Origin of the sequence: Providencia sp. PROV261, from assembly GCF_028477945.1 — a bacterium.
Taxonomy (GTDB): Bacteria; Pseudomonadota; Gammaproteobacteria; order Enterobacterales; family Enterobacteriaceae; genus Providencia; species Providencia stuartii.
Window position 1 is genome coordinate 100,115 of the sequence record NZ_JAMPMC010000023.1, and the last position, 17,712, is coordinate 117,826.

The window sequence follows — 17,712 nt, forward strand, 5'->3', positions numbered from 1 at the left end:
ATGCTCTAAATTATCAGGCTGTTTGAATATAGCGAACATTATGCAATTTCACGACTTGTTGCTACCCAAACTTATCAACGGTGAACTTACCGAATAAATTAAGGAGTAATAATGAACCGTGCCGAAGCCCTACAACTACTAAGAACCGCTCTAGCTAGCCCTACTGCCGAATTTCGAGATGGTCAGTGGGAAGCGATTGATACACTAGTAAATCATCGACAGAAGTTACTCGTTGTACAGCGAACAGGTTGGGGGAAGAGTTCGGTTTATTTTATCAGTACGAAGATTTTCCGCGATAGAGGTATGGGGCCAACGATTATTGTATCGCCATTGTTGGCCTTGATGCGCAACCAAATTGAATCAGCGGAACGTTTGGGGATTGTGGCTGAGACGATGAACTCAACTAACCAAGATGATTGGCAAAGTGTTACGCAGCGTATTCACAATAATCAAATTGATTGTTTGTTGATTTCACCTGAACGGTTAGCTAATGATAGTTTTATTGAAACAGTACTTCAGCCTATTGCAGATCGTATCGCTTTGATGGTGATTGATGAAACTCATTGTATTTCCGATTGGGGGCATGATTTCCGCCCTGACTACCGTCGCATTGTGAATATTTTGCGTCAGTTACCTGCAAACACCCCAGTATTAGGCACCACTGCGACGGCTAATAATCGTGTTGTCGATGATATTCAGGCCTTACTTGGTCATATCCGGATCCAGCGTGGTTCATTGATCCGAGAGAGCCTTGCATTGCAAACCATGGTTCTGCCCGATCAAAGTTCTCGTCTAGCATGGCTAGCTCAGGTAATTCCCAATTTGCCGGGTACAGGCATCGTTTACACATTAACAGTACGTGATGCTGAACAAGTTGCTGAATGGCTAAATCGTAACGGTATCGATGCGAAGGCTTATCATAGCAGCGTTGAAAGTGATGATTTTGAAAATAGTAATGTTTACCGTCAACATTTAGAGGAATTACTATTTAATAATCAATTAAAGGTGTTGGTGGCGACGACCGCGTTAGGCATGGGTTATGATAAACCCGACCTAAGTTTCGTCATTCACTATCAAGCTCCGGGGTCTATTGTCGCTTATTATCAGCAAGTAGGGCGTGCTGGCCGTGGTATTGACCATGCAGTAGGCGTATTAATGTCTGGTGTAGAGGATCGGGACATTCATGAATTTTTCTGGGGCTCAGCGTTTCCATCTGAAATGCAAGTCAATGAGGTTTTACAGGCGCTAGAACAGGGTGATGGTTTATCAATACGTAATATCGAGGAGAAAACTAACCTGCGCTACGGGCAGATTGAGAAGGTACTTAAATTATTGAGCGTGGAAAACCCGGCGCCCGTCATTAAAAATGGTAGCCGCTGGGTAAGGACGCCTGTACATTACCAAATGGATCATGCGCGTATTGAACATTTAACAGGACAGCGTGTTCAAGAGTGGCAAGAAGTACAGGCCTATTTGAAAGACAGTGGATGCAAGATGACCTTTCTGCGCAAAGCTCTAGACGACCATGACCCGACTCCTTGCGGTAAGTGTGCATCCTGTATAGCACGCCCAGTTGTCAACCAAGCCATCGACCCCGCTTTGGTTCATCGGGCGGGAACTTTTCTTAAGCACGCCGAGATGGCGATTAAACCTAAAGCACAGGTTGCCGCTAATGCTTTCTTGGAGTATGGCTTTAAAGGTAGTCTGCCACAAAATCTCCGTGCTCAAGAAGGACGGGTTTTATCACGTTGGGGGGATGCTGGTTGGGGGCGTTTAGTTGCAAACAACAAATATGCTGGGTATTTTAGTGATGAATTAGTCGAAGCGATGGCAGAAATGATCCAAAACCGCTGGAAACCAACCCCTGCACCACAATGGGTCTGTTGTGTACCATCGCGAAACCATCCAGAATTAGTACCAAGTTTTGCTCGCCGTTTAGCCTCGCGACTAGGCTTGCCATTTGTGAATTCTGTGAGCAAAATTAAAGATAACCAGCCACAAAAAAGTCAGCAAAATCGTTTCCACCAGTGCCAGAATTTGGATGGCGCATTTGCTATTACAGAATTATTATGTGGGCAGCCCGTACTTTTGGTCGATGACATTGTGGACTCCGGCTGGACGCTAACAGTCATCGCGGCATTATTACAGCAGGCAGGTAGTGGTATGGTATATCCAGTTGCACTTGCCTCTTCTTCGGTAAAAGACTCATGAATGTATCTAGCTCATTGTCACCAACAGCGCAAGCGACTTTATTACTAACTAGCTATTTTTCCAAGGCGAGTAGTGAAGCCGTCAAGCCGCTCACTAATACGGAGTGGGGGCGGTTTGCGTTATGGTTGAAAGAAAAATCAACGACACCAGCAGACCTTTTAGTCTCTGATCCGAAGGCACTACTCAGTGGGTGGCACGATGCTCGTATTAGTACAGAACGGATTGTGGAGCTATTGAACCGTGGGCATAGCCTTGCTCTTGCCATAGAGAAATGGCAACGGGCGGGTTTGTGGGTGGTTACGCGTTCTGATCCTGAATACCCAAAACGTTTAAAACAGCGGTTAAAAACAGATTCTCCCCCCGTGTTATTTGGTTGTGGGAATAAAGCGTTATTGAATATGGGGGGATTAGCCGTTATTGGTTCACGTAATGCAAGTGTGTCTGATCTCACTTATACAGATCAAATTGGTGCTAAAGCAGCATCCGATAATGTCGCGATTATTTCAGGGGCAGCACGTGGTGTCGATGAAACGGCAATGTTAGGCGCTATGCGGCAAGGTGGCGTAATTATTGGTGTGGTGGCGGATAATTTACTAAAAGCCGCAACGAGTAGTAAATGGCGTAAAGGGCTAATGGAGGGGCATGCGGTATTAGTATCACCTTTTTATCCAGAAGCGGGTTTTAGCACCGGTAATGCGATGGCTCGCAATAAGTATATTTACTGTTTAGCAGATAGCGCTCTTGTGATCCATTCAGGTAAAAAAGGGGGCACGTTAAGTGGTGCTGAAGAAAATCTAAAAAAAATGTGGGTGCCTCTATGGGTCAAGCCGACAATTGACAAAAGTGCTGCTAATGCTGATTTGGTCGCTAAAGGCGCGCGCTGGTTAACGGATGATGTGCAACACTCTAATATTGCAGAACTCATTAGAAATGACGTCAATAGTGTTGAGCAGGTAAAAGAAGAACAGCCTGATCTTTTTTCATCTGCCGTTCCTGAACAACCAGAATTATTTGCAGAGCCTAATCCAATATTAGAAGCCAACCTGCCAGAGATAGAGAGCAATGTATCAAGTGGTGTGGAGCAAACAGACAGTTTGGCCGTTTCAAAGCAGTCTATAGAGATTGAGGAGCTGCGTTCAACCCCTGTGGATTTTTATCAATTATTCACAATGGAACTTCAAGGGTTGGCTAAAGAACCAATTTCACTTGATGAACTTATTGCAAAGACAGAATTACACAAATCACAATTAAATGAGTGGTTGAAGCGCGCAGAAAAAGATGGCTTAGTAAAAAAATTCAAACGGCCAGTCCGTTATCAAGCGGTAATTGAGAAAGAGCAGGGCTAAATACCACGTAGTGGAACAAGGATGTTTTACTTAATTGGTAACAATTGAACGAGTGATGGCAGAGTAAGGGGGTTTTAGGGATTTATAGCATTGATAAACAATATCGCTTAATATGCCGATGATCCAATGGGGGAAGCTATTACAATATAGGAAATTAATACTGAGTATCATATTATTGTGATTTGAATGTAGAAAATGACACTAATATTATCACCGTATGCAATAGGTCTAGAAAAACACCTAAATATAAAAAGTTTCTAATTAGTATGGTTTTTTATTTAACCTAATAATGAAAATTTGTCTTTTTATATCAATTATAAAATATTTATCGAGGATGAACATTAAGGGTTTCTTAATATTCAATCAAAAGGAAAAAGGATAACAAATGGATTTAAATAAAAATAAAGCTCCAGTAAGTATTATTACTAGGAGCATATTAGTCAGTAATACAGTAATGCGTCAAATTTCGATGTCTTTTCATATTCAATGGTTAAGCGACCTTAGGCTCTAGTAACAAGAGGTCATTATAACCAGTGTCGGAAAGACGATATAAAGAAGGTGAAATACCTAAATAAGCTTTAAACCTTTTGGCAAAGGATTGTTGGGAGTCAAATTGGTATTTCAATGCAATATCAATTACTTGAAGGTTTGTGGTTTGTAGCTCTTTCGCCGCTTCACAGATCCGTCGACGGCGTATATATTCCCCTAAAGGCATACCGACAATTTTACGAAATACCCGTTGCAAGTGCCATTTGGTATATCCAGAATGTTGTGCAATATCATCTAATGATAATCGATTAGTAAGGTTTCCTTCTATCCAAACTAGGATTTCAGAGATAATAGAGGACTGAAATTGAGTATGTTTTCTGCTATATGAAATGGGTAATTTATTATACATAATACATTTCCTATTTGTTAGATTATAAGCATATTACTCATCGGATAGCTTTTGAATAAATAAAACTTAAACAGGTTATAATACAGTGTATTCCACTATGGCAGACGACGATTACACCTGTATATATAAAATTAAATACCTATCTTATTGTTTAATTCATTGCGTAATATGTTTTTTTAAAACAATACAAAAAACAAGAATGAAAATTGAAATGACCATTGACAGGACATTCATCAATTGCCAACCGAGCGAGAAAAATAACACACCGGCTGCAAGGCTACCTAAAGCACCAAAAGAATAAATAAGAAAATCTGTCATACCTTGCACTTTTGCTCTTTCGTGATCTTCATAGCCGAGAGGCAATAGTTGGGTGGTACTGATTAAAATAAAATTCCACGCGACACCAACGAATATGCCTGATAGTAGATAGTGATAAAATTGGCTTCCCAGTAGGTTTATTGTGGCAGAGAGAAACAGCAACAAAATACCGATAACGATGATCTTTTTTGTTCCAATACGATGAATAAGGTGCCCTGTAAAAAAAGAGGGTGCGAACATACCGAGTACATGGCACTGGAATACAAGAGCTATTAAAGAGAAGGGGAAATTGTGTTGTTTCATAGAGAGTGGAATGGAAGCGAAAGTCAATACCACTAACGCATAGCCAACCGCACTTACGATAGTAATTAATTTTAATATCGGTTGTGAATACAGTTGTTTATAACTACGTTTCGCTTTGCTATGGTTTTGCCTTTGTTGTTCGACTTTTTTCAAAGGCACTCTTAATAATAAAATAAAAGCGATAACATAGATGAGCGTTAATGCACTAAAGGGGCCAGCAAAAGGGTATTCAGTGAAAAAGCGCTGTGTCATAACGGCCAACGTTGGGCCGATTAAGGCGGCTGCAATTCCTCCACTCATCACTAACCCAACCGCTTTAGCATGTAAAGCTTTAGGAGCTTCTTCGAGCGCTGCAAAACGAAATTGTTGTGCTGTACCAATGGCAATTCCTGTAAAGAATAGGCCAATTGAGAAATAGGTTAAGTTGTAATAAATAATACCAACAATGGATAGAATGGCTCCGATCATCCCAGAAAAACTCCCCAGTATAAAGCCGAGTTTTCTTGAGTATTTCTGCATTAAATATGCAATAGGAATGGTTGCCATAATTAAACCAATATATTGGCTCAGGAGTGGAACCGTAGAGTAAGTCGGATCTACGGAAAGTTTCTCGCCGATCACGACTGCCACTGAAAGTACAATAGCATTCCCCGTTGTAAACAGTGCTAATGCGATAGCTAACCACCAAACATTTTTAGGCATAATACCCTCTAAAAATAAAATAAACTAATAGAAATAATCAGTTAAGCTGAGTTTGCTTTGCCAATTTATTGTTGTGAAATACAGGAAATGTGCAGCTTACAACTTCAAGCCAACTTGAAGTCAAGAGGGAATATCAGTCAATTTAAGAGCCTGGTTGTTATCTCGGTTTAACGAGTGGATAAAACCAAAAAATAACTAATTGCCAGTTAAATGCTCTGGTAAGTTAGTAGTGTGATATTGATCGCGTTTTAAATGTGAGATGAATAAAAATGGAAAAAATGATTGTCATTGTGAACAAGATGTGTTTTCTTAAATGCACTTACACAAAATAATGATTAATAATTTAAACCAAATTAATATCGACAGACAGGAATAACCCGTGAACATGACTCTTCATCATTCAAACCTACTACTAACCGCGCCACGTGCCGCGGTGGTCGTGCGTGTGGTGGTGGTCGTGGGCTTAGCGCCGTAACGGGAACAATCAACGCAGATTAAAAACCCCGCCGGCGCAAACCGAGCGGGGTTTTTTTATGAATCGCCGCTCGAATCTCACCGGCTAGTGTGAAGGATAAGATTATGAGCGAATCGGGTACAACATCATCAGATAAAACCTGCTACACAGGTGCAGAACTGATAGTCCATTTGTTAGAAAAACATGGCATTACCATTGTTTCAGGGATCCCTGGCGGTGCAGCCCTCCCTTTTTATGATGCTTTAGGTAAAAGCAAGCAAATCCGCCATATTTTGGCGCGTCATGAGCAAGGTGCTGGCTTTATTGCACAAGGTATTGCGCGTACAACCGGAAAAGCGGCAGTGTGTATTTCATCGAGTGGCCCAGGGGCAACGAATTTAGTCACGGCCATTGCGGACGCTAAGCTTGACTCTATTCCACTGGTTTGTATTACAGGCCAAGTTCCTTCTTCAATGATTGGCACCGATGCTTTTCAGGAAGTTGATACTTATGGGATTTCTATTCCTGTCACAAAACACAACTATTTAGTTCGTAACATCAATGAATTACCGCAAGTAATTTGTGACGCCTTCCGAATCGCAGAGTCCGGGCGTCCCGGCCCAGTATGGATTGATATTCCTAAAGATGTGCAGACGGCAACGATCGAATTAGACGCATTGCCAGATATTCAGCCAAAAGATAAGGCGCCGAACTTTGAGATGGAAAAAGTGATCCAAGCGGCGGAAATGATTAATCAGTCGAAACGTCCTGTACTTTATTTTGGGGGCGGCGTGATTAGTTCAGGCTCCACAGAGACGGCGATTGCGTTTGCAGAGAAAGCGACATTACCAACGACGATGACGCTGATGGCATTAGGAACTATTCCTATGCGCCACCCGCTCTACTTGGGAATGTTAGGAATGCATGCGGCGCGTAGCACGAATATGGTGATGGAAGAAGCTGATTTGCTAATTGTTATCGGTGCTCGCTTTGATGACCGAGCGATAGGTCGTGCAGAAAAATTCTGTCCTAATGCCAAAATTATTCATGTAGATATTGATAAAGCAGAGATCAGTAAAATTAAACGACCTGATATTGCTATCAATGCAGATGCAGGGCAAATTCTCGAGTTATTACTGCCGTTAGTTGAAAAAAATCAACGTGAAGAGTGGATGACAAGAGTTAATCAATTAAAGCAGGACTACCCATTAAATTTAAGCGAAGCCGATAATCCATTAAGCCATTACGGCTTAGTGCTTGCTGCTGCAAGAGCCGCGGGCGAAGAAGCGATAGTGACCACTGACGTTGGGCAGCATCAAATGTGGGCGGCACAGGTTTATCCGCTATCACGTCCTCGCCAGTGGTTAACATCTGGCGGTTTAGGCACGATGGGCTTTGGCCTTCCTGCCGCGATTGGTGCGGCATTGGCGAACCCAGAGCAAACCATCGTATGTTTCTCTGGTGACGGCAGCTTGATGATGAATATTCAAGAGCTTGCCACCGCAGTTGAGCACCAATTAAATATCAAAATTGTTCTGATGAATAACCAAGCATTGGGTATGGTGTATCAGCAACAAGAGCTGTTTTTTGATAACCGCATATATGCCGCAGCTTATCCATATCAAACAGATTTTATTAAAATTGCGGCGGGGTTTGGTTTGAAAACCTGTGATTTAAATACGGAAGCGGATCCTGAAATGGCATTAGAAGCGATTATGAACACGAAAGGTCCTTGCTTAATTCATGCCCTGATCGATGTGAATCAAAAGGTTTATCCAATGGTTCCACCGGGTGCAGCAAATATTGATATGATCGGAGCGTAATTATGGTTTTTGAACATCACCCAATTGCATTAGAACTTATTGTCCGCAACCATCCTGGTGTTATGTCGCATATTTGTGGCCTGTTTGCGCGTCGTGCTTTTAATGTGGACGGCATTTTATGTATGCCAATAAAAGATAAAGATGAAAGCCGAATTTGGCTATTAGTACAAAAAGATGAGCGCTTGTCACAAATGGTGAATCAAGTTGAAAAACTAGAAGATGTTAGGGAAGTCCGTTTTAGTGATGACCTAAGACTATTTGAGACAATGCAAAACTATTTGCAATAACATTGCATCGCCACTGGCTCTCTATATTCAACCTACATTTATCCTGTAGGTTGAATTTTTTATTTGGTTTGAACGCACAATTTAAGCACATTTGTTTGTTTTAATGTTCTATTGTTTCTTAAAGTGAACAATGGTGGTATAACAAACTCAGCATTACGCTGTAAAGCATCAACAAATAAGTGGGGCATTTTATGCAGAATAATATTTATCTGACTGATACTTATCGCTATGAAATTCAAACAACTGTACTTGAAAAAGGCCAAGATGATGAGGGGCAATGGGTTGCGCTAAGGGATAATATTTTTCATCCACAAGGCGGAGGTCAACCAGCCGATGCCGGGTGGATCAATGATCAGCCTGTTCGTATTAAGAAACACCCAAATGGCTGGATAATTGCTTATTTAGCGCCGGATCAGAATTTGAATGTTGGTGATGCTGTCAGTGCGAAAATTGATAAGGCACAGCGCCAATATCATGCGGCTTTGCATACGACGGGGCACTTATTAAGTTGGGAAATGGCTTGTTTTGGATGGAAGGGGCAAAAAGGGCACCATTTTCCGAATGAGTCACGAGTAGAGTTTAGTGCAATTAGTGATAACCCCACCCCCATTGAACAACTAGATGAAAGGGAAATAGAAGCTTTAGTCAATCAACGCTTGCACAGTGACTATCCTGTATCTGTTGAACAACGAGGAGAGTTACGCCTTTGTCGCGTTTCTGAAGGTGATGAGGTGCCTTGTGGCGGCACTCATGTTGATTCACTCGGTAAAATTTGCCAGTTTGTGATTAAGTCGATGAAATATAAAAAAGGGATCTTGCGGATCAGTTATGATGCGAAGCATGTCGAAGTTTAGATACTGTCACTAAGATGCGAGTACGTCATCACGACTGTTGCATTTAATTCCCCCTCCATGCAGAGATAGGAGTGGGGAAAATCACAACTAAAGGCATAAAAATCCCCTTCTTCTAATAACACGGTTTGTTCATCTTTTAAGCGTAACATCAATGAACCAGTATGCAGCATGATATGTTCATGAGTTCCGCTCATATGTGCGGGGCTATTAATGATGGCGCCTCGTTTCATATTCAACTGCCATATTTCAGAAATATTGCCCATATTGATACGAAATTTAAATTGTTGTGAATAATCCCCTTGCTGAGGAGCTGACTTCACAAAGTAGGGGTAGGCTTCATGCTGTAATGTAAATAGATCACTCAATGGGAAGCGTAATGCGATGGCGATGGCTTCTAAGGTATCAACTCTTGGGTTTGAATCGCCAGACTCCAGTTTAGAAAGAGCCGCTTTTGAGATCCCTGATAAACGTGCTAGTTCATTCAAGGAGAGGTTCCTTGCTTGCCGGAGTAAGCGTACTTTTTGACCAATTTTAATGTTGATTTTTTTATCCACCCTGTGTCTTCCTTGAAAGTTAAATTATGCTGCTAATTCTACCATCATAACAACGTTATGTCAGAAACGTACTGATAAAGGCATAATATTTTGACAATGGAAGAAAATGAAGATGGCAACCTGATTTAATAATCAATCCGTTCACTTAGGTAATAAAAACAGGGCTTTTTTATTTATTCAGAAAAAATTATAGTGAACAAAAATACTCCCTGTAAGGGCTAATTATGCCGTTTGATTTTTTCTCGCTAGAAATGGCGATCTGTTTTTTTACACTACTGTGCGCTTATTTAGTTTTTGGGATGGCTGGGTTTGGATCCGCTTTGATAGCCACGCCTGTATTAGCAATGTATCTTCCTTTAAATATGATCGTGCCTATATTAGCACTGATTGATTTAACGGCGGCGCTGATCAATCTAGTAAAAGATGGTAAAAACGCGGATTATCAAGAAATAAAATGGATTATTCCACTCATGGTTGTGGGGAGTTTAATTGGTGCGGCTATCTTACTAAAAACACGCCCAGATATTCTGATTTTATTACTTGGTATATTTGTGATTTTTTATGTTATGAACGCCTTTTTTTCAAAGAAAGGCCAATCGCATTTTTCTAAGATATTAGTTGTTCCTTTCAGCTTGATCGGCGGTATTTTTAGTGCGTTATTTGGTAGCGGTGGCTTTATTTATGCTATGTACTTATCAAGCCGCATAGCCGATAAACAGCGCTTTCGCATCACCCAAATGACATTAATAGGCTTTAGCACGTTAACGCGTGTCACAATCTTTTTAGTGATGGGTGTCTATGTGAATGTCGATATTCTGCTGATGGCATTAGCGTTCTCACCCGCAATGTTGATTGGTATTTGGGCTGGGCGCCATATTACCTTGAAAATATCGCGAGAATCTTTCCTGAAAATTATCAATATTATTATTTTAATTTCAGGTATTGCCTTGCTATATCGTTATTTTTTTATTTTGTAACTCACGTCACTGTTAAAGATTTATCAGTATAAAATATAAAGCATGATACAATTACCTTTCGTCATCTTCGGTAATTCCAGATGATGAAGGGTTTTTATATTGTGTTTAACGTTAATAAATAGAATTTAAAATGGAAGCTTTCATTAATGAAAGCAGATTAATATCAAAATGAGCTCTGATAATCAGCGTTTACAGCATTTTCGTCGTACCCTTTCGTTCGCTATTTTTACCATTACAACCAGTATTGCTGTCATTGGTATCGTTATTGGTTTAAGTATCCCAATGGTCGCTTTGCGATTAAATAACTATGGTGTTAGCGAACTCTATATTGGCATTATTTCAGCTGCACCTGCTTTAGGGATGCTTTTAATTGCCCCTATGGTGCAACGGATTGTTCGTTGGTGTGGGAAACGACAAGCAATGCTTATCGCAACCATTATTTCTGCAATAAGTTTGCTACCGTTACTGAGTTCGTTACCATTGTGGCTGCTCTTTCCATTACGTTTGATTACAGGGTTAGCCAGCGGTGTACTGATTTGTTTAGGGGAAACATGGATTAATGAACTTAGCCCGGAAAGCAAGCGAGGCCGTATCCTCGCCATCTACACCACTGTTTTTACCGTGAGCCAACTACTCGGCCCCTCTTTTATTGCTTACTATGGCGTAGAAGATAAATCTCCATTATTGATTTGCACCTTACTTCACCTGATATCTATAGCACTATTTTTAATTATGGAACAAAAGGTGGGTGACCGTATTTCCGCGACAGCCAGTGAATCACGTTTTTCAATTATTCAGTTTGTTAAAGTCGCTCCGGGTATTTGTGCTGGTATTCTATTTTTCGCTTTTTTTGATGGCACGATTTTATCGATGTTCCCTATTTATGGTATGGGAATGGGGCATACTGAGGCGATTGCCGCGATGATGATCAGTGCAATTTTAGCGGGGGATGCGGTGATGCAAATGCCATTTGGATGGTTAGCGGACCATATGAACCGTGAAAAACTGTATCGGATTTGCGGCGTTGTCACATTAGGAGCGAGTTGTTTATTACCTTTCTTGATAACTCACCATTATTTAATTTGGGTCTTGTTATTTGTTTTGGGGGCAACAGCCGGTGCTATTTACACCATTGCGCTTGTGCAAATTGGTCAATATTTTAAAGGCAATGACCTAATTATTGCGAATGCCGCTGCGGCTATGTTATGGGGAATTGGTAATTTGTCCGGGCCGTTATTAGCTGGCGTCGCGACATCTCTTTCGCTGGCGGGGTTACCCGTATTACTCATTTTTATTGCTACAGCGTTTTTGTGGTTTACGCGTGAAAAATATAGCGCCCAAAGCACGCAACAAGCTTAACTAAAAAATAGTGTGCCAGTGGTGATAAACTGGCACAGATTTTTCATTTCTCTACTCAATGCTTTTATAAACAACTAAGTTTTCGGTGAATTCATCGGGGCGGTGGTTGCTCCAAAATAGCGTCATACCCGCGGGAGCTGGCTTGATCTGTTTTGATAACACAATTAACCAGCGGCACTGCTCTGGTTTTTCAAAGCGATCTTGCCGTTGATGTAAGATCTTTGTGTAGTAGTACAGCATAGGGGCTTCGGATTCACCGATATTATCGGATGCCATACAGTCATTAGCATGATAATGGCCTTTTAGATGTTGTTCTAAATCGACAAAGACATCTTTAAACCCTTTGGTATAGTCTATCCAGCCCAAAAATAAGCTGAATGTGATCCCCCATACGATACACATGCCTAGCGTCCAGTTTTGCATGGCACGTAAGGTAATCTGTCGGCTCAATAACGCTCTGCGTAAAAACCAGATGGCGGTGAGGATTGTCGCGACTAGCAAAGCAACTATCGAAAATGGCATTTGGTAACTCATCGGTAGCCATTTACTAAAAGGTGTAAGCCACACCTGCGTCTGACCCGAAAGGGCGATAAAATAGCAAACCCACAGGAAAATAATAAGTAGTGACCATAGCGTAGCCGCAAAGCATGAGAAACCGCGTAGCACTTTTTCAGGAAGCGCAAGCACGGTTTGGGTCCCTAAGATTGCAAGTGGGGCGATGAAAGGGAGCAAATAGAGCGCTCTACCTGTTGCTGAAATTTGTAAAAATACAATCCCAAGTAGCGGGAAAATGGTGACTAAGTACTCGTTACGGCTACGTAATCGTTTTAACGGATTTCTAATAAAATAGAGGGTAGCCAGTATGCCTGCTGGCAGTGCAAATAGCAGTACGGATGCTGGAACACGTGTTAAGTTCGCTTTGGCACCTAATTTTTCAACAGAGAAGCCTAGAAAACGACCGATATTATTTTCCCAAAACCAAGTCATAAACAGATCGGGATGTTGGCGATAGAGTAAAATAGGCCAAGGTAAAATCAAGATAAGAGCAGCGAGACCGGCGATGATTGCAGGTAGCCAAAAAAGCTTTTGGCGGCAGTGTGGTAGAAAAATCGGGGCTAGCAGTAAGCTTAACCATAACACACCCGGAATAAACACCCCTTTTGATAGCATGGTGATCACTGTGCCAAACATTAGCCATAATGCGGACATCGCAACCTTTTCTTGGCGTATTAGCCCAAGAATGCCGTACAAACCGATAGTAGCACCTGTAATGAGTGCAACATCCGTAAACATATCATGGCTATGCCTTAAAATGCCGGGGGCGCAAAGGTAGAGTGCGAATGCAATCCAAATGCGTTTATCACTAATATGGTCTGTATTGAAGGCTCGGCGAGCAAGTAGAATAAAAAATGAAAAGTTAATCACTGAAAATAACAATGTCGCACTGCGCGCCGCATCATAAAGCGGCATAAAGCCAGATAGCAAATGGGCACTGATGGTGGCGACCCAATAGTACAGTGGTGGCTTCTCCATAAACGGTTCGCCAGCATTCGTTGGTACGAGCCAATTACCTGTTTCGAACATAGTTTGGATAATACCAAAGCTATAGTTTTCATCTTGCTTCCACGGAGTGTGCCCGTAAATACCAGGTAAAAGATAGATGGCGAGAAAGCCAATAAATAAAATTAATGACTTTTGATTAGGTGTTAATTTTTTTTGCATTGTTCTTGCAGTGAATATATGTCAGTAATTAATAATTTTATGTGATATTTAATTTTAACGAGATCAAATATAATTAATGTTTACACATAAAAATTGTTAACATGATGAAATTAAAGTTGATTTTTATTTAAATTCTCGTTGTCAGATTATATTTTTGCAGCATTATATTCTATGTAATAAATGCGATTTAAAAAATAAGTTATTTGTCATCCTCTCGCTAATACCCCTCACTATTATTTAGCGAAGCAACACTTAACTCTAACAAAATATTTATTAACTGTAGCTAAACGAAAAGAAAATCCATTCACAATAGAGAGGGCTAATAAGTCGGATAGTAAGGATGCCAAATTCGGTAAAACCTCCTCACTGCGCTAGGGATAAAATCTAAAAATTTATGTTAAGTTTGCTTTGTTGTGTGCGATTGCCCCATGTAACTTGAAAACACTTGATCAATACGTCGATTTCGATTGATAATTGCCCGCTTCATAGTCTGCCATCTCTATTGTTAAAGCCAAACGATTGCGTGAGAGTGGGGAGTGAGTAAATCACTCGCTCAATCAGTTTTTTCTAAAAACGTAATCGTTTTCGTCAGTGAGATTAGGCGCTTTTTGTCATATTTAGCAGGGGTATTTCCATGTCTGGCCAACAGGCTTCAACCAATTGCAAATTGGATAAATATTTTAAAATTTCTGCGCGTGGCTCTTCGGTTCGCCGTGAAATTATTGCAGGGTTAACGACATTTTTGGCGATGGTGTATTCCGTCATTGTCGTTCCGGGAATGTTAGGGCAGGCAGGGTTCCCTCCTACAGCTGTCTTTATTGCGACCTGTTTAGTGGCGGGTTTTGGCTCACTATTGATGGGGCTGTGGGCTAACCTGCCAATGGCGATTGGTTGTGCGATTTCACTTACCGCATTTACGGCTTTTAGCTTGGTGTTAGGCCAGAAAATCAGTATCCCTGTTGCTTTAGGGGCCGTGTTTCTTATGGGGTGCCTGTTTACTATTATTTCGGTGACAGGAATTCGTAGCTGGATCCTGCGTAATATGCCTATGGGGATTGCGCACGGTACTGGGATTGGTATTGGGTTATTTTTATTACTGATAGCCGCAAATGGTGTCGGGCTGGTCGTTAAAAACCCAAATGAAGGGCTACCTGTTGCACTTGGCGATTTTACCTCTTTCCCTGTATTAATGGCATTAGCGGGTTTAGCGGTTATTTTTGGCTTAGAGAAGCGTCGCGTGCCCGGTGGTGTTCTGTTGGTGATTATTGCTATTTCAATCATAGGGTTAATTTTTGACCCTGCCGTTAAGTACCAAGGTTTCTTTAAGCTTCCTTCATTAGGTGAAGATGGTTTATCACTGATCATGAGCATGGACATTATGGGAGCCTTGCAACCTATCGTGTTACCAAGCTTATTAGCATTGGTCATGACCGCAGTCTTTGATGCGACAGGAACCATCCGTGCGGTTGCTGGTCAAGCTAACTTGCTGGATAAAGATGGGCAAATTATTAATGGTGGTAAAGCATTAACTGCGGACTCGGTAAGCAGTATCTTTGCTGGAGCGATTGGGGCTTCTCCTGCTGCGGTTTATATCGAATCTGCTGCTGGTACTGCTGCTGGTGGTCGTACGGGGCTTACTGCGGTGGTCGTTGGCCTGTTGTTCTTATTGATTCTATTTTTATCCCCCTTGTCTTATTTAGTACCTGCGTATGCGACGGCGCCGGCTTTGATGTATGTCGGTCTGTTGATGTTGAGTAATGTTTCTAAACTGAACTTTGATGACTTTGTCGATTCGATGTCCGGTTTATTATGTGCTGTGTTTATTGTTCTGACCTGTAACATTGTTACTGGCATTATGTTAGGTTTCGCCGCATTGGTGATTGGACGTATCTTTGCAGGTGAGTGGCGTAAGCTGAATATTGGAACCGTGGTTATTGCTGTTCTATTAGTGGCATTTTATGCTGCTGATTTAGCGATTTAAGATTCGTTGTTCTGTGGGGGCTGGCGCATCGGCTGCCCCCTAATGTATTATCGCGATTAATCTTAAAGTTTGAATTATTTTCCCGCCTAGTAGTTAGTTAAGGATAGAATAGACAAAAGGCGGTGAAACATGTGAAATCCGCGGGTTTTCACGAGTTGCTGGCTTTACTGAAAAATTTCATGGCCTGACGAGCTACCTAATATTCTGCTGCGACGGGTCATATTTGGGTTTGGTTCATTTCGTTAATCAGTAAGGGCAACATGGAAATTTTCTTTACTATTCTCATCTTAATTTTGGCAGTTTCTGTTTCAGGTGTGGTGACAAAAGTCATCCCTGTTCGCGTTCCATTACCCTTAATTCAAATCGCGATTGGTGCATTGCTTGCATGGCCTCAGTTTGGATTACATGTCACGTTTGACCCTGAACTCTTTATGGTTCTATTGATCCCGCCATTGCTATTCGTTGATGGCTGGAAAACGCCAACACGTGAATTTTTCCAAAATGGTCGTGAGATTTTCATCCTAGTATTAGTACTGGTATTGGTAACCGTTGTGGGTATCGGTTATCTCATTTACTGGTTAATGCCGGGTATTCCTTTGATTGCTGCATTTGCACTTGCTGCTGTCCTTTCGCCAACGGATGCGGTAGCGCTCTCTTCGATTGTCGGTAAAGGTCGTATACCTAAGCGTATGATGAGCGTGTTGGAAGGCGAAGCATTGATGAATGACGCTTCAGGTCTGGTTGCATTAAAATTTGCGGTTGCGATTGCAATGGAAACCATGATGTTCTCAGTGTCTGGCGTCACGATTGAATTTTTTAAAGTGGCGATAGGTGGTTTGCTATCCGGTATCATTGTGACTTGGGTTTACAGCAAGTCATTGCGCTTAATGAGTCGCTGGAGTGGCGATGATCCTGCAACCCAAATTGTCTTTATGTTATTGCTGCCTTTTGCCTCTTATATGATTGCGGAGCATATCGGTTTCTCAGGCATTTTGGCTGCGGTGGCTGCGGGGATGACAATCACCAAATCTGGGGTGATCCGTAATGCGCCATTAGCGATGAGACTGCGTGCTGACAGCGTATGGTCAATGTTAGAATTCGTATTTAACGGTTTGGTGTTTATCATGCTTGGCTTACAATTGCCGGGGATTTGGGAAACATCAGTACTGCAAGCGGAACTGGATCCTAGCGTAGAAACGTGGATGTTGTTTGCGGCAGTCGCCATTATCTACTTTGCCTTGCTAATTTTGCGTTTTTGTTGGTTATGGCTCATGAAAAGGTTTAGCCGCCTGTTCCTGAAAAAAAGGCCACTGCAATTTGCTAACTATACGGTACGTGAGCTGTGGCTAGCTTCTTTTGCGGGAGTTCGTGGGGCGATTACCTTAGCCGGTGTGCTTTCAGTACCCCTCTTTTTAAGTGATGGTTCACCTTTCCCAGCGCGTTATCAATTAGTCTTTATTGCGGCAGGGGTGATTTTATTCTCAATATTCGCGGGCGTCATCGCGTTACCGCTGTTGCTGCGCAACTTTAAAGTCGGTGATAAAGAAGCGGATATTAACGAAATTCGTATGGCGAAAGCCGCAATGGCTGAAGTCGCCATTGTGAGTTTAAACAAGATGGAAGAGCGTTTATCGGCGGATGTTGATGAAAAATTAGACCCAGAGGATATTAGTGAAGTGGCCTCAAGGGTTACGGGGCATTTGCGCCGACGTACCGCTAGCCAAGATGAAATCGAACATAACTTACAGATTGAAGATTTAGAGCGGCGCTTTAGGCTAACCGCATTACGTGCTGAACGTGGTGAGTTATATCACCTGCGTGCAACGCGTAAAATTAGCAATGAAACGCTGCAATCCTTACTGACGGATCTCGATTTGTTGGAAGCTGTATTGATTGAAAAAGAGCATTAATTGAGAACAATAC

At 41.7% G+C, this 17,712-nt stretch carries 14 protein-coding genes; 10 read left to right on the forward strand and 4 right to left on the reverse strand.

Annotation, left to right across the window (positions count from 1 at the left end; translation table 11 throughout):
- Positions 1–111: 111 nt before the first annotated feature.
- Both PR675_RS13730 and PR675_RS13735 read left to right on the forward strand, forming a co-directional pair.
- Positions 112–2,211: a RecQ family ATP-dependent DNA helicase gene (locus tag PR675_RS13730; protein WP_004924500.1), complete on the forward strand. Its 2,100-nt coding sequence runs from the start codon at positions 112–114 to the stop codon at positions 2,209–2,211.
- Positions 2,208–3,557 carry a DNA-processing protein DprA gene (locus PR675_RS13735; protein WP_060560924.1) on the forward strand — a complete coding sequence of 450 codons (1,350 nt, stop codon included), beginning with the start codon at positions 2,208–2,210 and terminating at the stop codon, positions 3,555–3,557. Before PR675_RS13730 ends, PR675_RS13735 begins: the two co-directional genes overlap by 4 nt.
- A gap of 490 nt (positions 3,558–4,047) precedes the next feature.
- Here the strand turns inward: PR675_RS13735 and aarP are convergent, their stop codons facing one another.
- Positions 4,048–4,455, reverse strand: coding sequence for an HTH-type transcriptional activator AarP (gene aarP / locus PR675_RS13740; protein ID WP_004924490.1), 408 nt, complete (start codon positions 4,453–4,455; stop codon positions 4,048–4,050).
- A 156-nt stretch (positions 4,456–4,611) separates the two neighbouring features.
- Complete coding sequence (locus PR675_RS13745) at positions 4,612–5,778, reverse strand: MFS transporter (protein WP_060560925.1); 1,167 nt, start codon at positions 5,776–5,778, stop codon at positions 4,612–4,614.
- A 385-nt stretch (positions 5,779–6,163) separates the two neighbouring features.
- Here PR675_RS13745 and ivbL point away from each other — a divergent pair, with 385 nt between their 5' ends.
- The 4 genes from ivbL (at position 6,164) to PR675_RS13765 (ending at position 9,196) form a co-directional block, all read left to right on the forward strand.
- Positions 6,164–6,253: an ilvB operon leader peptide IvbL gene (gene ivbL, locus PR675_RS13750; protein ID WP_154598840.1), complete on the forward strand. Its 90-nt coding sequence runs from the start codon at positions 6,164–6,166 to the stop codon at positions 6,251–6,253.
- Between the two features lie 104 nt (positions 6,254–6,357).
- The gene (gene ilvB / locus PR675_RS13755; protein ID WP_014656869.1) at positions 6,358–8,055 is read left to right on the forward strand and encodes an acetolactate synthase large subunit; all 1,698 of its coding nucleotides are present in this window, start codon (positions 6,358–6,360) and stop codon (positions 8,053–8,055) included.
- Positions 8,056–8,057: 2 nt separating this feature from the next.
- The gene (gene ilvN, locus PR675_RS13760) at positions 8,058–8,342 is read left to right on the forward strand and encodes an acetolactate synthase small subunit (RefSeq protein ID WP_004924476.1); all 285 of its coding nucleotides are present in this window, start codon (positions 8,058–8,060) and stop codon (positions 8,340–8,342) included.
- A gap of 191 nt (positions 8,343–8,533) precedes the next feature.
- Complete coding sequence (locus PR675_RS13765; RefSeq protein ID WP_060560926.1) at positions 8,534–9,196, forward strand: hypothetical protein; 663 nt, start codon at positions 8,534–8,536, stop codon at positions 9,194–9,196.
- Here PR675_RS13765 and PR675_RS13770 read toward each other — a convergent pair.
- Positions 9,193–9,750 (reverse strand): helix-turn-helix domain-containing protein, encoded by a 558-nt coding sequence (locus PR675_RS13770; protein WP_004924471.1) that lies wholly within the window; start codon positions 9,748–9,750, stop codon positions 9,193–9,195. The genes PR675_RS13765 and PR675_RS13770 overlap by 4 nt on opposite strands.
- Before the next feature lie 224 nt (positions 9,751–9,974).
- On the opposite strand from PR675_RS13770, the gene PR675_RS13775 reads away from it, so the two are divergent.
- Positions 9,975–10,727, forward strand: coding sequence for a sulfite exporter TauE/SafE family protein (locus PR675_RS13775; protein WP_014656867.1), 753 nt, complete (start codon positions 9,975–9,977; stop codon positions 10,725–10,727).
- 168 nt (positions 10,728–10,895) lie between these two features.
- Positions 10,896–12,086 (forward strand): MFS transporter, encoded by a 1,191-nt coding sequence (locus PR675_RS13780; RefSeq protein WP_272582766.1) that lies wholly within the window; start codon positions 10,896–10,898, stop codon positions 12,084–12,086.
- A gap of 51 nt (positions 12,087–12,137) precedes the next feature.
- Here PR675_RS13780 and PR675_RS13785 read toward each other — a convergent pair whose 3' ends face one another.
- Complete coding sequence (locus PR675_RS13785; RefSeq protein WP_060560928.1) at positions 12,138–13,808, reverse strand: ArnT family glycosyltransferase; 1,671 nt, start codon at positions 13,806–13,808, stop codon at positions 12,138–12,140.
- Between the two features lie 634 nt (positions 13,809–14,442).
- On the opposite strand from PR675_RS13785, the gene PR675_RS13790 reads away from it, so the two are divergent.
- The gene (locus PR675_RS13790; RefSeq protein WP_004924678.1) at positions 14,443–15,789 is read left to right on the forward strand and encodes an NCS2 family permease; all 1,347 of its coding nucleotides are present in this window, start codon (positions 14,443–14,445) and stop codon (positions 15,787–15,789) included.
- 260 nt (positions 15,790–16,049) lie between these two features.
- Positions 16,050–17,699: a Na+/H+ antiporter gene (locus PR675_RS13795; protein WP_004924681.1), complete on the forward strand. Its 1,650-nt coding sequence runs from the start codon at positions 16,050–16,052 to the stop codon at positions 17,697–17,699.
- Positions 17,700–17,712 lie beyond the last annotated feature (13 nt).

Coding starts and splice junctions, on each gene's coding strand:
- PR675_RS13745 (WP_060560925.1), bottom strand. CDS start 5,778: ATGCCTAAAAATGTTTGGTGGTTAGCTATCGCATTAGCACTGTTTACA.
- PR675_RS13790 (WP_004924678.1), top strand. CDS start 14,443: ATGTCTGGCCAACAGGCTTCAACCAATTGCAAATTGGATAAATATTTT.
- aarP (WP_004924490.1), bottom strand. CDS start 4,455: ATGTATAATAAATTACCCATTTCATATAGCAGAAAACATACTCAATTT.
- PR675_RS13765 (WP_060560926.1), top strand. CDS start 8,534: ATGCAGAATAATATTTATCTGACTGATACTTATCGCTATGAAATTCAA.
- PR675_RS13780 (WP_272582766.1), top strand. CDS start 10,896: ATGAGCTCTGATAATCAGCGTTTACAGCATTTTCGTCGTACCCTTTCG.
- ivbL (WP_154598840.1), top strand. CDS start 6,164: ATGACTCTTCATCATTCAAACCTACTACTAACCGCGCCACGTGCCGCG.
- PR675_RS13735 (WP_060560924.1), top strand. CDS start 2,208: ATGAATGTATCTAGCTCATTGTCACCAACAGCGCAAGCGACTTTATTA.
- PR675_RS13785 (WP_060560928.1), bottom strand. CDS start 13,808: ATGCAAAAAAAATTAACACCTAATCAAAAGTCATTAATTTTATTTATT.
- PR675_RS13730 (WP_004924500.1), top strand. CDS start 112: ATGAACCGTGCCGAAGCCCTACAACTACTAAGAACCGCTCTAGCTAGC.
- ilvB (WP_014656869.1), top strand. CDS start 6,358: ATGAGCGAATCGGGTACAACATCATCAGATAAAACCTGCTACACAGGT.
- ilvN (WP_004924476.1), top strand. CDS start 8,058: ATGGTTTTTGAACATCACCCAATTGCATTAGAACTTATTGTCCGCAAC.
- PR675_RS13795 (WP_004924681.1), top strand. CDS start 16,050: ATGGAAATTTTCTTTACTATTCTCATCTTAATTTTGGCAGTTTCTGTT.
- PR675_RS13775 (WP_014656867.1), top strand. CDS start 9,975: ATGCCGTTTGATTTTTTCTCGCTAGAAATGGCGATCTGTTTTTTTACA.